This is a genomic window from Bradyrhizobium sp. BR 1433 (assembly GCF_051547665.1).
In the GTDB taxonomy this organism is placed as follows: domain Bacteria; phylum Pseudomonadota; class Alphaproteobacteria; order Rhizobiales; family Xanthobacteraceae; genus Bradyrhizobium; species Bradyrhizobium australafricanum.
Genome location: NZ_JBPUGG010000001.1, coordinates 7,067,263 through 7,079,584 on the forward strand (window position 1 = coordinate 7,067,263; position 12,322 = coordinate 7,079,584).

Consider the following 12,322-nt stretch of genomic DNA (forward strand, 5'->3'; position numbering starts at 1 on the left):
TCGACCGTTCTTCGTTGGCAGGATCGTGACGGCATCGCGGCGCAATCTGCGGCCAGTTGTCACTTTGCACGCACGCGGGATTGCGTAGATAGAGCGCTCCGCAATTTTCAATCCTGCGAGCACTCCAACATGTCCGCTGTTTCAGACGCGCGCACCCCCCTGAAGGGTCGCTCGCTGCGTCCCGTTCCGATGCTGATCTTCGGATCGCGCTGGCTGCAATTGCCGCTCTATGTCGGCCTGATCATCGCTCAGGGCGTCTATGTCGTGCTGTTCCTCAAGGAACTATGGCACCTGTTCGCCCATTCCTTCGATTTCAGCGAACAGCAGATCATGCTGGCCGTCCTCGGCCTGATCGACGTCGTCATGATCTCGAACCTGTTGGTGATGGTGATCGTCGGCGGCTACGAGACCTTCGTCTCGCGCCTCAATCTGCAGGGCCATCCGGACGAGCCGGAATGGCTGAGCCACGTCAATGCCAGCGTGCTGAAGATCAAGCTGGCGATGGCCATCATCGGCATCTCCTCGATCCATTTGCTGCGCACCTTCATCGAGGCCGGCGCGCTGTCGTCAGGCAAGGGCAACTACACCGAGACCGGCGTGATGTGGCAGACCATCATCCACTGCGTCTTCATCCTGTCGGCCATCGGCATCGCCATCGTCGACAAGCTGTCGAACGACTCGATCGAGGGCGCCAAGCAGGCCGCGCATTGAGCGCGGCCGCCAAGGTTCACAGCAATCCGGTGTCGTGGTAAGGCTCACGACACTGATATCGCGGGCGTTGGCCTGATGCCGCGCCCATTGGACCGCTGCGTGAACAGGTTGTTGGATTTGACATTCCTCCGCGCGCTTGCCCTCGGGCTCCTGCTCGCATCCGTCGTCTCACCCGCGCGCGCCGCCGATGCCGCGTTCACCCAATTCATCGCCTCGCTGTGGCCGGAGGCCAAGGCCGCCGGCGTGTCGCGCGAAACCTTCGATCGCGAGACGCGCTCGCTCGAGCCCGACTACAAGCTGCCCGACCTGATCCTGCCAGGACGTCCCAAGACCGGCGCACCGGCGCAGGCCGAGTTCGTGCAGGTGCCGGCCGATTATATCAGGGAAGCCTCGATCGCGCGGCTCGCCGCCGAAGGGCAGCGGTTGATGCAGAAGTATCGCTCCTCGCTCGATGCGATCGAGAAGCGGTTCGGCGTCCCGGCCACCGTCGTGCTGGCGATCTGGGGCCGCGAGACCGACTACGGACGCTATTCTCTGCCCTACGACACGTTGCGCGTGGTGGCAACGCAGGCCTATGTCGGCCGTCGCAAGGATCAGTACCGTACCGAGTTCATCCTAGCGCTGAAGATCCTCGGCGAGGGCGCGGTGACGCGCAAGGAGATGCGCTCATCGTCGGCGGAGCGACCGGCTACACCCAGTTCCTGCCGTCGGAATATTACAAGCACGGCGTCGATCTCGACGGCGACGGCCGCGTCGATATCTGGCATTCGGTGCCGGACGCGCTCGCCTCCGCCGCGCAGCAGCTGGTCAACAAGGGCTGGCAGCCCGGCGTGCGCTGGGCCTATGAGGTGCAGGCGCCGGCCAATGCCGACTGCACGATGGGCGTGCCTGAAGTGACGAAGCCGATCAGCCAGTGGCTGCGCGCAGGCTTCGTGCCGGTGCGCGGGCAGAAGCTCGGCGCCGCCGAGCAGGCGCAATCGGCGTCGCTGCTGCAGCCGGAAGGCAGCTACGGTCCCGCCTTCCTGACCACGCCGAACTACTTCGTGATCAAGGAATACAATTTCTCCGATCTCTACGTGCTGTTCGTCGGCCACCTCGCCGACCGCATGACGAGCCCGCAGCCATTCGCGACGCCATGGTCGGCGTCGAAGCAGCTGCGCTCCGCCGATGTCGAGGCGATGCAGCAGCAGCTGACGAAGATCGGTCTCTACAAGGACAAGCTCGACGGCAAGGCCGGGATGCAGACCCGCGCGGCGCTCGGCGCCTATCAGAAGCAGGCCGGGCTAAAGGTCGATTGCTGGCCGAGCGAGGCGGTGCTGCGCGCGATGAATGGGCAGCGCTGACCGGGCTGGCTCGCAAGACCGCTTGGTGGCGCAAAGCAAAAACCCGGCCGCGAGGCCGGGTTTTCGAGTGTGATGCTGAAAACGTGTCGGTCGATCAGTCGCAAACCTGGATGCGACGGAAGCGCCAGCCGTAGCCGTCCCAGAAGCGCTCACGAACCATGCGGCACGGGGCCTCTTCGACGTAGACCGGCGCCGGTGCGACATAGACCGGCGCGGGGCGAGCGCCTGCGATAGCGCCGCCCAGCAGGGCGCCGCCGATCAGGCCGCCGGCAACGCCGGCCGCGACGGCGCCGCCGTCACCAGCCTTGGCAGCCGGAGCAACGGCCAGCGAACCGGCAATCGTGGTAACGGCGACAAGGGCAGCTAAAGTCTTCTTCATGTCTTTGGCTCTCCTGGAAGGTGGTGGCGTCGTGGTTCGGCGCCGGGTTGAGGTGACTTCACACGCTGATCTCGAACTGCTGTCTTGCTAAACAGCGCAGAACAGTCAACCGAAAGTAAACGTCCGCAGGCTGATCGCGCAGAAAAGCGGTTTTTTCTGGCCATCTGCAGCAGATGTCCCGGAGAAACAGTCGGTTTTCCGGGACATCTGGTTCGATTTAATCGAGATGAACGGCGATCAATCGCAAACGCGGACGCTGCGAACGCGCCAGGTGTAGCCGTCCCAGAACCGCTGGCGCTGCCAGAAGCAGTCGGGACCATAGCCGGGCTCGGCGACATAGGCCGGGCCGGGCGCATAATAGCCATAGCCGGGACCGTAATAGCGGTTCTGCGATGCGATCGCGCCACCGACGATGGCGCCACCGATCAATCCCGCAGCGACGCCGGCGGCGACACCGCGTTGTGCCTGGGCGGGGGCGGGCACCGCCACAGTCGAAGCCGCCACAGCGGCAACGGCGCAAAGCGCCAGCAATGTCTTCTTCATGGCCTCACCTTTCTCGCGGCAGCAGGGACAGCGTGCATTGGCGATCTGTCTCGCCGGAGGGTTCCATATTCAGCTTGAATGATCAATGAACGACGCTGCCGTATTCGCGACCAAATGCTTGCAGCTTTTGCAATATCTTGCAACGCACAAGCCCGATAGCGCCGCAGCGAGGCGTGTGCTCATGGGGGCCGGCGGCGAAGGAAGCGGTTATTGGCCTACCAGCCACCCGGCGGGTGTCGGATTCCTGACCTCCGACCAATTTAAACTCATTCCAATATGAATCCCTCATCAGTTTGGAATTGCTACAAAAACCGCTTTTTCCTTTTGCATCCCGCGGGAGCCGACAATATCCATATTGCCAAGCATCACCGTTGGACCCGCCTTTCTCCGATGATTGTCTGTTCCTGTAACGTCCTCAGCGACCACGATGTCCGCAATGCCGTCAATGGCGGTGGGTCCGTGACACGAAATGCCAAGCAGGTGTACGGCTGCCTCGGCTGCAGCGCCGAATGCGGCCGCTGCGCGCGCACCATCAAGGCGATCATCGACGAGGCGCTCGGTCCCTGCGCCAAGGCCTGCTGCTCCGGCTGCCCCCACAGCGGCCATCCGCACGCCGCCAACGAGGATGCCGAGCCGGCCGAATTCGCGCTCGCGGCCTGCTAACGCTTCTTGTTTCGACGCGCTTCCTGACGGCGAACCGGCTTCCGCTTCGTTGCAAGACGCTGCGCCAAATCCTTCAAATCCGGTTATCCACGCGCTGCTTCTGCGAAGGGTTGCTCTTGCCGGTAATCTGATTTAGAAACGTTCTAAGTTTAGCGTCGGCCAAGCTTGGGCGCGACAGGTGGAGTGGATCATGCAAGGCGACCCGAAGGTCATCGATTATCTGAACAAGGGGCTGCGCAGCGAACTGACCGCCATCAATCAGTACTGGCTGCACTACCGGATGCTCAACAATTGGGGCCTCCTGGAGATGGCCAAGGTCTGGCGCAAGGAGTCCATCGAGGAGATGGAGCACGCCGACAAATTCGTCGATCGGATCCTGTTCCTCGACGGTTTCCCGAACCTGCAGGTGCTCGATCCCCTGAAGATCGGCCAGGACGTCAAGGAGATCATCGAGTGTGACCTCGCCGCCGAGATCGGCGCGCGCACGCTCTATCAGGAGGCGGCAACCTACTGCCATGGCGTCAAGGACTATGTCAGCCGCGACCTGTTCGAGCAGCTGATGAAGGACGAGGAAGACCACATCGACTTCCTCGAGACCCAGCTCGACCTGATCAAGCGCATCGGCCTTGAGCTCTACACCCAGAAGCACGTCGGTCATCTGAAGGGCGAGGATTCCTGACCGGCTGTCTGCCGGCGCGCCGAGCGTCTGCCAAAATACGAGAGGCCGTCCTTGCGGGCGGCCTCTTTTGTTTTTGTGAACGAGCTATTCGTCAGTAGCACCGCGTGATGTTGATGGTGCGGTCGCCGCCGCGGCCGGGCACCGTGACGCTCTCGGTGGGGCAGCTCGACACATAGGGGCGATCCGACGGCACCACGGCCGGCGGATAGCGATGCGCCCAATCCCACGGCACGTCCTGGGTGTAGGTGTAACGGACGTCGCTCGAGACCGGCGCCGGGACGTCGGCAGCGAAGGGAACGCTCGCCGCGCCATCATAATAACCGCCCGCGTCCGGCAACACGATGCCGGGGACCCGCACATGATGGCGGAAGGCTGGATGGTGCGAGGAGAACGTGCCGCGCGCTGCGGATCCGGATCTCGCATAGGTTTCGGTCGGGGAAGCAAGCAGCAGCGCTGCAACGCCAAGGGAAACACCAAGGGACGCGATCAGCGCCCCAGTTGTTCGATACGCCAACCTTCGAAAGCTCATGGCACGCACCAACTCGCGGTTACGGAGCATTTCTGCAGACGCTAGGCCGCGCCTCATGGCGCCAGCAAACTCATCCTTAATTATTGGTTAAAAAGTAAGGTTAACAGGGAGTAACTGTTTCAAATTGACGCGAGCTCGCGCGCAGGCTTCCCGCGCAGGTGGCGGGCGCCGTTCAGACCGCATCCGCCGGAACGAAGCAGCTGATGATGATGCTGCCGCGGTGGTGCACGTACCACACCACGGCCTCGCCGACCGGGTTGCCGCGATCGCGGATCACGGCGCGCTCCGGCACCATCATCCACTCGCCCTCGATCGGCACCCAATAACTGCCGCCCCGAACGTCGTAGCTGGTGCGATGGCCGTCGGAGATGTCGCAGCACGGCACGCCATTCGGCGCGATCACGCTCTTGAACCAGGCGCGGATATCGGGCGGCACGTTGTCGTACTGGCCGTTGTCGAACGCCAGTGCAGCGCCCGCCATCATGGCGAGCCACGCAAGCGCCGCCACATGCGTGAGCCTTCGCATTGCCTTCCTCCGGCGAAAACTTCTACGTGACCCGCGCATAGCGTCACGCAAATCCGGTGTTTGCGCGATTAGGCACGAACCGCGCGCGGGATGCATGCTCAAAGAATCGGCGAAACCGCGCAGTCAGGCGTGATGCAGTGCGGGGTTGTTGCGCTCAGGTTGGTTGCTTCGCGCGCGCCTTCTTCGCGGGTTTCACCGCGATATTGTCCCGCGCCATTTTGAGTGCGCTGCGCAGCGTGACCTGATCCGCCTTCGCGAGGCGGACATTGGTGCCGCCGCCCTTGCCCCAGCCGCCCGGCACCGGCCGGAAGATCTCCGGCTCGGCCTCGATCACCATCGCCTGCTGCTCAGGTGTCAGCTTCACCATGCCCCAATCCTGGTCGGGATAGCCGAGGGTTGCGAAGATGCGCTTGCCGACGCGGAAATCGGTTGTGCCGTGATGCGCGCCTTCAACGACCTCGGGCAGGCTCAGCGCAATGCGGCGGAAGCGATCAGCGGACATTGCCCGGGCCTCGATCGCTACATCGTCGGCGCCGCCTGCAACAGTTCCTGCAATTGCCTGGCATAGAACTTCGCATCGCCGGTGGTGAGATGGCCGCGTGTCTCGCTGCTTGCCGGGATCAGATCAACCCTGCCGTTCTTGATCCGCTTCACTGCAGCTTCAGTGACGCCGGTCTCCGGCGGGTTGCGTTCATCGTCGGCGGCATTGATGGCACACAGGGTGGCCTCGATCTTCTCCATTCCGGCGGAGGGATCGTAGTCGTGCGAGGCCTCCCATTGATAGATGTAGTCGTTGGCATCTGATGTGACCGGCAGCGCCAGCTGGTCGTCGACCAGCTTGTCGGCCTGCGCCGCGGTCGGCGCCAGCGTCTGGTAGCCGAGCGTGCCGCCGGCACTGGCGAAGCGATAGGCGGCGACGGCGTATTTCATCATCCGCGGCTGGCTGGTGTAGTTGCCGCCATTGTAGTCGGGATCGTTGCGGATCGTTTCCAGCATCGTCCGCCGCAGCATCCAGTTGCGTGCCGCCATAGCGGTCGGCTGCGAGGCCATCGGCACCAGCACGTCCATCATCCGCGGATAGCGCACGCCCCAGATCCAGGTGTGCATGCCGCCCATCGAGTTACCGATCACGAGCCGCAGATGCCTGATGCCGAGCCCTTCGGTGACCAGCCTATACTGCGCGTCGACCATGTCGTTGTAGTCGTATTTCGGAAAGCTCGTCCGCATCGCGTCCGACGGCTTCGACGATTTGCCGTGCCCGATGCCGTCAGGGATGATGATGTAGTATTTCGCCGCGTCGAGCGGCTGGCCGGGGCCGAACAACTGGCCGGCAAAGCTCGGCGTCAGCATGCTGGCGGCCGAGCCGCCGGAGCCGTGCAGCACCAGCACCGGCTGTCCGGTCGGTGCGCCGACCGTGGTGTAGTGCAGCCGCAATTCCGGCATCACCTCGCCGCTGTGAAACTTGAAGTCCTTTGCGGTCCACTCGCCGTCCTGCGGCGAGGGGTAATCTGCAGCCATGGCCGGTACCGAGATCGAGACGAGAGCGGCCACGAGCGCCGCGCACCAACGGATCATCATGCTTCTTCCCACGCGCGGCGCGTTTGTCCAGCCGCTTCGGTGCAAGCCTAGCATGACCGAAAGCGTTGTCCGAGAGCTGCGCGGCGCGGCTGGCAGACGTGTTTGGCTAGCTCTCCTTGAGCACGTTCAGCGCAAACCATCCCCAATAGACCCGGTGACGCTGGATCAGGCCGTAATCGATCTCCATGACCTCGACCAGATCCATCTGATCGCCGTCCGGAGACTGCCGCGGATATTCCCAGGTCAGGACGCGGCCGTCGCTGAAGAAACCCTGCTTGAAGCGCCGCCGTTGCGGCGGGCTGGTGCGGAACACGCGCGTGATGAACTCGCGCAGCGCGTCGCGGCGGCGGACGATCCCGTCTTTGGTCTGCATCAAATGCTGGACCAGCGGGCTCTCGATCGAGGCGTCGGCTGCGTAGAGCGCGAGCGCCGCCTCGAGGTCCTTGTTACCGAGCGCCTCATCCCAGAGCCTGTAGATGCGTTCCGCGTCGTTGCTGCCGGCTGTCATGATCGTTCCCTTGTGTTTGATCGACTGCCGCCCATTTGAACGGACAGGCCGCCGCGACGTTTCAGGAAAATCTGAAATGAACTGCGCGGCACGGCGTATGCGGGTAGGACGTTTCGGCGCGATCTGGAGGACGATGCGGTGGGATCATCCCAGGCTTTGCAGACAGGATTTTCGCGGATCGCCGAGGCCTTGGGCGATCCGGTCCGCGAGGCGATGGTCAGTGCGCTGGCCGACGGCAAGGCGTTGCCGGCGGGCGAGCTTGCTGCGGTCGCCGGCATTTCGCCGCAAGGCGCCAGCGCGCATTTGCAGAAGCTGGTCGACGCCCGCGTGCTTTCCGTGTGGGCACAGGGCAGGTTCAGATATTACCGGATCAGGGACGACGACGTCGCGGCGCTGATCGAGAATCTCGTCGATCTTGCGGCCAAGGCCACCGTGGGGCGGCGTGCGATGCCGGCCGAGCAGCTCAGGCAATCGCGCACCTGCTACCACCACCTTGCGGGTCAGCTCGGCGTGCTGTTGTCGAATGCGCTGATCCGCCGCCGCCTGGTCGTGATCGACGGCCGCGATGGTCGGGTGACCGAGCAGGGGTTGGCCTGGTGCCGGGCCGAGGCAATCGATTTCGATCCGGCGCGGCAGCCGCATCTGCGGCTCTGCAACGACTGGACCGAGCGCGTGCCGCATCTCGCCGGTCCGTTTGCCAATGCCGTGCTGGCGCGGCTGATCGAGATGCGCGGCGTTGCGCCGCATCGGATTCCGCGCGCATTGCGGATCACCGACCGGGGCGGGCGTTCTTCGACCGGCTTGGCGTCCAGGTTCCGTTCTGAAGGCGACGAGATGATCTAGCGGCCGTCCTCGACCTCGGTCTCCGGGCGGTCGTTGCCGGATGCGGTTTCGGTCAACCATTTGCCGTCCGACGTCTCGTACTGGATCGCCTCGGTGCGGCCGGGGACGCGCTGCTCGTTGGCGGCGCGTCGGGCAGCGGCGAGTGCCGCGGCGTGGGTAGGAAATGGTTCCGAGAACACCCCGTTGACGGTATAGGCCCAGCCGCCGTCGTGCTGGACTACCTTGTAGATCACGTGGCTCATCCGGAACCTCGCTCCACCGTGGACGATGACACTGCCAGAATAGACCACGATGTCGTATTTTGCAGCAGCCGATCGTCCTTGAGAGAGCCGCCCCGTTGCCGCGGGCGAGGGAGACCGACATGTGCCGCAATATCAAGACGCTGTTCAACTTCGAGCCGCCCGCCACCGAGGACGAGATCCACGCCTCGGCGCTGCAGTTCGTGCGCAAACTGTCCGGGTTCAACAAGCCGTCGCAGTCCAATGAGGCCGCCTTCAACCTGGCCGTGACCGAGGTCTCGAATGCCGCGCGCAAGCTCCTGATCTCGTTGCAGACCACGGCACCGGCGCGCGATCGCGAGGTGGAGGCGGAGAAGGCGAGGGAGCGTTCGCGCCTGCGGTTTGGCTGAGGGCGGGGCGCACCGTGATGCAGATCACGGTACGGCGCCACGCGTCCGGGCATCGGTGCAGTTCACCCGATCCCGGAGCAACGCCATGAAGCCTGCCCTGCTCACGTCCTGTTCGATTGCGTTCGCCGTGCTCTGGACCTGCGGCATGCTGTGGTCGAGCGGGACGATCGACCTTGCCAACGTCATCATCCTGTCGGCTTGCGGGGCGCTCGCGGGCGTTGCCTGGTATTACGCCATGCGCTGGGTCTTCCAGCTCATGCACCTCGCTCGAACCGCCGATCCTCCGGCCAATCCGGGCGTGGAGCGGTAGGCATCGGGCGCGGCACGGACAAAGCTGGCCGCGTCGCCGCGCCAGGACAGGAAGGATTACTTCTTGTCCTTCTTGCGGTGCTTCTTCCTTTTCTTGTGATCGTCGTCCTCGTCGTCATCTTCCGCGAAGTCGATGGCGTCGACGTCAAGCGCGATCGCTTCCGCTGCCGCGCGCTCGGCGGCATCGCGCTCGGCGAACTCGGCGGCTTCACGCTCCTTGGTGCGCTTGTAGTCTTCCCAGGCGTCGAAGATCATGTGCAGCCACGGCATCACCTGTTCGATCGACGGCAATTGTCCGGGCGGGCCGGCTTCACCGCGCGGGCCGGCCGGTCCCTGCGGTCCTTGTGGGCCAGCTTCGCCGCGCGGACCCTGCACGCCCTCCTTGCCTTGCGCTCCCGGCTTGCCCTGGGGCCCCGCCTTCCCGACCAGTCCGGGCTTGCCCTGCGGACCCGGCTTGCCGCGCGCACCTTCCGGCCCCGGCCGCCCCGGATGTCCTTGCGGACCGGGCCGACCCGGCTCGCCCTGACGGCCCTGCGGCCCCTGCGCCCCTCGTGACCCCTGGCGGGAGATTGTCTCGTCAGCCACTGATATGCTCCGTCGCGATTTCAAGCCGCTTGTAACAGAGGTTGGATGACGGCTTCAATTCTGCCGGGCGCGGCTGATGCAAGCGATCAACAGTCATAATTCGATGCGAAGATCGTGACGGGAGGACGCGTTGCGGATTCTGAACGACAGGCGCGGGGCAGTTGCAGGCGACGCAACAGGGGCGCTGACGTTCGACATCGTGGTGACGCGGCACGATCTGCGCGACGAAGTGGCGTTTCGCAACACTGGCGTCCTCAATCTGTATGCCGAGCTGTTTCCTCCGAACGAGCGCGACGCCCCCGACGACATTGTGCGCTGGGTGCTGTCAGATGATGTCGGCGAGCGACGAGAGTTCAGCGTCGGTGATCAGCAGCTGTCATATTGCCTCGACTCGCGCTGCTTCATCCTGCGCGCGGAAGGGCGCGCGATCGGCCTCGGCTTCTTCACCTACGATCACGCAAGCGAGCTGATCTACTGCAACTATGTCGGCGTCGCGAAGGCGTGGCGCGGCGGCGGCCTGGCGGGCCGGTTCTATCGCGAGATGATCGAGATGCTCGACGCCTTGTTTCCGCGCAATATCGGCGTGGTGCTCGAGGTCGAGCCGTATGATCGCGATCGCTTGGCGGCGATCATCGGCGATCTCGAACGGACCGGCGTGAGGCGGCTCGCAGCGGATCAACAGACCGAGATTCGCAGATTGCTGCGCGTCAACTGGTACGACAAGCTTGGCTATTGCTTCTTCTGCGACGCGCGCGGCATGCAGCCGCTTGAGTGTCGCTCGCCATGCCTCGATCCATCGCTATTGCCATCCGCTTGGGTCGGCGCGGAGGAAAATTATTGGTTGGCCTGGCAGTCGCGGACCGGCGCGCCCTCGGCGGAGGGCGAGCGCGCGGGTGAGCTCTGGCAAAGAGCCGTCGCTGCGATCTATGTCGAGATCCTCGCAAAATCGCTGGTCGACGACGATCCGAAGGGGCGGCGCGACTATTGGGACTATGCGACGGCGCTGGTCGCGCAGACGCTGCAACAGGCAGCGACGACCGAGGTGCGTCTCGCTCGCTGCCTCGATGCCGACGGCAGCGAGCTATTGTCGCGCTGGCGGCGGCTTTCGATCGACCTGCCGATCTAGCGTCGACGTGCCGCAAAGCGTGATGAGATCCGGTTGAATTGTCATCACGCTTAGCTCGTTGTCCAAGCACGATCTTCCCGGAAAGCCGCTTCGCGCGCTCCCGGATCTTGCTCTAGGCTGCGGCGTGCTCGCTCAGCGGCACGTCGATGCCGTCGGCCGAATATTCGCGGATCTTGTTCCGCAATGTCCGAACCGACAGCCCGAGCACGCGCGCGGCGCGGGTGCGGTTGCCGTCGCAGCGCGCGAGCGTTTGCAGCACGAGCTCGCGCTCGACTTCATCGACGGTCGCGCCGATCAGCAGTGGGACGATTTCATTTGGAGCCAGCGACGGCAGCAGAGCTTCCGGCGACGGTACGGTGGACGCGTAAGACATGAACTCCTCCCGATCAACGCCCGCTTCGTCGGTGAAGCGAAGACATCGAGAACCAACTACCCCGTAGATCAACGGTGTGCCGGTTTGGTTAACAAGCCCTTAACGCGCCCCTAACTCCCTGCTCTGTAAGCAAAATACCCAGAAATCGCCACGATTGCGGTTCCATCCGTCACAATGTGCGGTAGCCGCCATCGACCATCACGATCGATCCCGAGACATAGGCCGACAGGTCCGAGGCGAGGAAGATGGCGGGGCCGACGATGTCCTCCGGCTTGCCGGCGCGGCCGAGCGGGGTGTGGTCCATGAAGACCTTGACGAGGTCGGGATTGGTGGCGCGCACCTTCTCGTTCAACGGCGTCTCGATGAAGCCCGGCCCGATTGCATTGACGCGCACACCATCCTTGCCGAGTTCGGCGGCCAGCGCCTTGGTGAAGCCGAGCACGCCGTGCTTGGAGGCGGTATAGGCCGGCGAACTCGGCGTGCGCAGATGCACGAAGGACTGGATCGAGCCGATGTTGACGATGCGTCCCTTGTTCTTGCGCAGTGGCGCGAGGAACGAATGCGTCACGTTGAACACGCCGGTGAGATTGATCGAGATGATGTCTTCCCAATCCTTGATCACGGCCTCGTCGGTGCCGAGCATGCCGTTGCGGCGCGCGATGCCGGCATTGTTGACCAGGATCGAGACCGGCCCGGCCTTGTCGGCCACTTGCTTTGCCATCGCGACGCAGGCGTCGCGATTGGTCACGTCGAGCGCAAAGCTCTCCGCCTTGCCGCCGGCATTGCGGATCTCCCTGGCCGCTTCCGCCGCCGCATCGCCGTTCATGTCGAGCAGCACCACGCGCGCGCCCTCGCGGCCGTAGCCCAGTGCGATGGCGCGCCCGATGCCCGAGCCCGCACCGGTGATGACGGCGATGTGATTGTCGAGAAGGGCCATGGCGTTTCCTCGTTCTGATTTGTGAGCGTTGTCGACAACACTATTCAAAACTGCGCCAACCG

18 protein-coding genes and 1 pseudogene are annotated in these 12,322 nt (G+C 64.0%); 8 read left to right on the forward strand and 11 right to left on the reverse strand.

All coding sequences use genetic code 11. The features are described 5' to 3' along the window. Positions 1–129: 129 nt before the first annotated feature. Both ACSKB9_RS33925 and ACSKB9_RS33930 read left to right on the forward strand, forming a co-directional pair. Entirely contained in the window at positions 130–711 is a 582-nt protein-coding gene (locus ACSKB9_RS33925) for a TIGR00645 family protein (protein ID WP_438078625.1), read from the forward strand. 75 nt (positions 712–786) lie between these two features. Then, positions 787–2,054 (forward strand): annotated as a pseudogene (locus tag ACSKB9_RS33930) (lytic murein transglycosylase). Positions 2,055–2,148: 94 nt separating this feature from the next. On the opposite strand, the gene ACSKB9_RS33935 reads toward ACSKB9_RS33930, so the two are convergent. Both ACSKB9_RS33935 and ACSKB9_RS33940 read right to left on the reverse strand, forming a co-directional pair. After that, a complete protein-coding gene (locus ACSKB9_RS33935; RefSeq protein WP_016843728.1) occupies positions 2,149–2,433 on the reverse strand; it encodes a hypothetical protein in 285 nt (94 codons plus the stop codon). A gap of 237 nt (positions 2,434–2,670) precedes the next feature. Next, positions 2,671–2,976, reverse strand: coding sequence for a hypothetical protein (locus ACSKB9_RS33940; protein WP_016843729.1), 306 nt, complete (start codon positions 2,974–2,976; stop codon positions 2,671–2,673). A gap of 390 nt (positions 2,977–3,366) precedes the next feature. Between ACSKB9_RS33940 and ACSKB9_RS33945 the strand changes: the two genes are divergently transcribed. Both ACSKB9_RS33945 and bfr read left to right on the forward strand, forming a co-directional pair. Continuing rightward, positions 3,367–3,639 (forward strand): (2Fe-2S)-binding protein, encoded by a 273-nt coding sequence (locus ACSKB9_RS33945; RefSeq protein ID WP_016843730.1) that lies wholly within the window; start codon positions 3,367–3,369, stop codon positions 3,637–3,639. A 190-nt stretch (positions 3,640–3,829) separates the two neighbouring features. Beyond that, positions 3,830–4,318 (forward strand): bacterioferritin, encoded by a 489-nt coding sequence (gene bfr, locus ACSKB9_RS33950; RefSeq protein WP_026193251.1) that lies wholly within the window; start codon positions 3,830–3,832, stop codon positions 4,316–4,318. 91 nt (positions 4,319–4,409) lie between these two features. Here bfr and ACSKB9_RS33955 read toward each other — a convergent pair whose 3' ends face one another. The 5 genes from ACSKB9_RS33955 to ACSKB9_RS33975 all read right to left on the reverse strand — a co-directional run bounded on the left by ACSKB9_RS33955 (position 4,410) and on the right by ACSKB9_RS33975 (position 7,459). After that, complete coding sequence (locus ACSKB9_RS33955; RefSeq protein ID WP_438078628.1) at positions 4,410–4,847, reverse strand: hypothetical protein; 438 nt, start codon at positions 4,845–4,847, stop codon at positions 4,410–4,412. A 172-nt stretch (positions 4,848–5,019) separates the two neighbouring features. Then, positions 5,020–5,373, reverse strand: coding sequence for a hypothetical protein (locus tag ACSKB9_RS33960; protein ID WP_438078630.1), 354 nt, complete (start codon positions 5,371–5,373; stop codon positions 5,020–5,022). A gap of 154 nt (positions 5,374–5,527) precedes the next feature. Next, entirely contained in the window at positions 5,528–5,875 is a 348-nt protein-coding gene (locus ACSKB9_RS33965) for an MmcQ/YjbR family DNA-binding protein (RefSeq protein ID WP_438078632.1), read from the reverse strand. Between the two features lie 17 nt (positions 5,876–5,892). Further along, entirely contained in the window at positions 5,893–6,948 is a 1,056-nt protein-coding gene (locus tag ACSKB9_RS33970; protein WP_438080520.1) for an alpha/beta fold hydrolase, read from the reverse strand. 109 nt (positions 6,949–7,057) lie between these two features. After that, positions 7,058–7,459, reverse strand: a complete 402-nt coding sequence (locus ACSKB9_RS33975; RefSeq protein ID WP_438078633.1) for a nuclear transport factor 2 family protein — start codon at positions 7,457–7,459, stop codon at positions 7,058–7,060. Positions 7,460–7,597: 138 nt separating this feature from the next. Here ACSKB9_RS33975 and ACSKB9_RS33980 point away from each other — a divergent pair, with 138 nt between their 5' ends. Further along, on the forward strand, positions 7,598–8,302 hold the full coding sequence (locus ACSKB9_RS33980; protein ID WP_438078635.1) for an ArsR/SmtB family transcription factor: 705 nt from the start codon (positions 7,598–7,600) through the stop codon (positions 8,300–8,302). On the opposite strand, the gene ACSKB9_RS33985 is transcribed toward ACSKB9_RS33980, so the two are convergent. Beyond that, on the reverse strand, positions 8,299–8,544 hold the full coding sequence (locus ACSKB9_RS33985) for a DUF2188 domain-containing protein (protein ID WP_016840968.1): 246 nt from the start codon (positions 8,542–8,544) through the stop codon (positions 8,299–8,301). The genes ACSKB9_RS33980 and ACSKB9_RS33985 overlap by 4 nt on opposite strands. Before the next feature lie 119 nt (positions 8,545–8,663). On the opposite strand from ACSKB9_RS33985, the gene ACSKB9_RS33990 reads away from it, so the two are divergent. Together ACSKB9_RS33990 and ACSKB9_RS33995 are read left to right on the forward strand one after the other, a co-directional pair. Then, on the forward strand, positions 8,664–8,930 hold the full coding sequence (locus ACSKB9_RS33990; RefSeq protein ID WP_141342579.1) for a DUF2277 domain-containing protein: 267 nt from the start codon (positions 8,664–8,666) through the stop codon (positions 8,928–8,930). A gap of 85 nt (positions 8,931–9,015) precedes the next feature. Continuing rightward, positions 9,016–9,240 (forward strand): hypothetical protein, encoded by a 225-nt coding sequence (locus tag ACSKB9_RS33995; RefSeq protein ID WP_438078637.1) that lies wholly within the window; start codon positions 9,016–9,018, stop codon positions 9,238–9,240. A gap of 56 nt (positions 9,241–9,296) precedes the next feature. Here the strand turns inward: ACSKB9_RS33995 and ACSKB9_RS34000 are convergent, their stop codons facing one another. Continuing rightward, positions 9,297–9,824, reverse strand: coding sequence for a collagen-like protein (locus ACSKB9_RS34000; RefSeq protein ID WP_438078639.1), 528 nt, complete (start codon positions 9,822–9,824; stop codon positions 9,297–9,299). 130 nt (positions 9,825–9,954) lie between these two features. On the opposite strand from ACSKB9_RS34000, the gene ACSKB9_RS34005 reads away from it, so the two are divergent. Further along, the gene (locus ACSKB9_RS34005) at positions 9,955–10,950 is read left to right on the forward strand and encodes a hypothetical protein (RefSeq protein WP_438078641.1); all 996 of its coding nucleotides are present in this window, start codon (positions 9,955–9,957) and stop codon (positions 10,948–10,950) included. 112 nt (positions 10,951–11,062) lie between these two features. Here ACSKB9_RS34005 and ACSKB9_RS34010 read toward each other — a convergent pair whose 3' ends face one another. Further along, complete coding sequence (locus tag ACSKB9_RS34010) at positions 11,063–11,323, reverse strand: helix-turn-helix domain-containing protein (RefSeq protein ID WP_016840962.1); 261 nt, start codon at positions 11,321–11,323, stop codon at positions 11,063–11,065. Positions 11,324–11,492: 169 nt separating this feature from the next. Continuing rightward, positions 11,493–12,260 carry an SDR family NAD(P)-dependent oxidoreductase gene (locus ACSKB9_RS34015; protein ID WP_057019141.1) on the reverse strand — a complete coding sequence of 256 codons (768 nt, stop codon included), beginning with the start codon at positions 12,258–12,260 and terminating at the stop codon, positions 11,493–11,495. Between the last annotated feature and the right edge of the window lie 62 nt (positions 12,261–12,322).

Coding starts and splice junctions, on each gene's coding strand:
- ACSKB9_RS33960 (WP_438078630.1), bottom strand. CDS start 5,373: ATGCGAAGGCTCACGCATGTGGCGGCGCTTGCGTGGCTCGCCATGATG.
- ACSKB9_RS33925 (WP_438078625.1), top strand. CDS start 130: ATGTCCGCTGTTTCAGACGCGCGCACCCCCCTGAAGGGTCGCTCGCTG.
- ACSKB9_RS33990 (WP_141342579.1), top strand. CDS start 8,664: ATGTGCCGCAATATCAAGACGCTGTTCAACTTCGAGCCGCCCGCCACC.
- ACSKB9_RS33940 (WP_016843729.1), bottom strand. CDS start 2,976: ATGAAGAAGACATTGCTGGCGCTTTGCGCCGTTGCCGCTGTGGCGGCT.
- ACSKB9_RS34010 (WP_016840962.1), bottom strand. CDS start 11,323: ATGTCTTACGCGTCCACCGTACCGTCGCCGGAAGCTCTGCTGCCGTCG.
- ACSKB9_RS33955 (WP_438078628.1), bottom strand. CDS start 4,847: ATGAGCTTTCGAAGGTTGGCGTATCGAACAACTGGGGCGCTGATCGCG.
- ACSKB9_RS33975 (WP_438078633.1), bottom strand. CDS start 7,459: ATGACAGCCGGCAGCAACGACGCGGAACGCATCTACAGGCTCTGGGAT.
- ACSKB9_RS33965 (WP_438078632.1), bottom strand. CDS start 5,875: ATGTCCGCTGATCGCTTCCGCCGCATTGCGCTGAGCCTGCCCGAGGTC.
- ACSKB9_RS33935 (WP_016843728.1), bottom strand. CDS start 2,433: ATGAAGAAGACTTTAGCTGCCCTTGTCGCCGTTACCACGATTGCCGGT.
- bfr (WP_026193251.1), top strand. CDS start 3,830: ATGCAAGGCGACCCGAAGGTCATCGATTATCTGAACAAGGGGCTGCGC.
- ACSKB9_RS34015 (WP_057019141.1), bottom strand. CDS start 12,260: ATGGCCCTTCTCGACAATCACATCGCCGTCATCACCGGTGCGGGCTCG.
- ACSKB9_RS33945 (WP_016843730.1), top strand. CDS start 3,367: ATGATTGTCTGTTCCTGTAACGTCCTCAGCGACCACGATGTCCGCAAT.
- ACSKB9_RS33970 (WP_438080520.1), bottom strand. CDS start 6,948: ATGATCCGTTGGTGCGCGGCGCTCGTGGCCGCTCTCGTCTCGATCTCG.
- ACSKB9_RS33995 (WP_438078637.1), top strand. CDS start 9,016: ATGAAGCCTGCCCTGCTCACGTCCTGTTCGATTGCGTTCGCCGTGCTC.
- ACSKB9_RS33985 (WP_016840968.1), bottom strand. CDS start 8,544: ATGAGCCACGTGATCTACAAGGTAGTCCAGCACGACGGCGGCTGGGCC.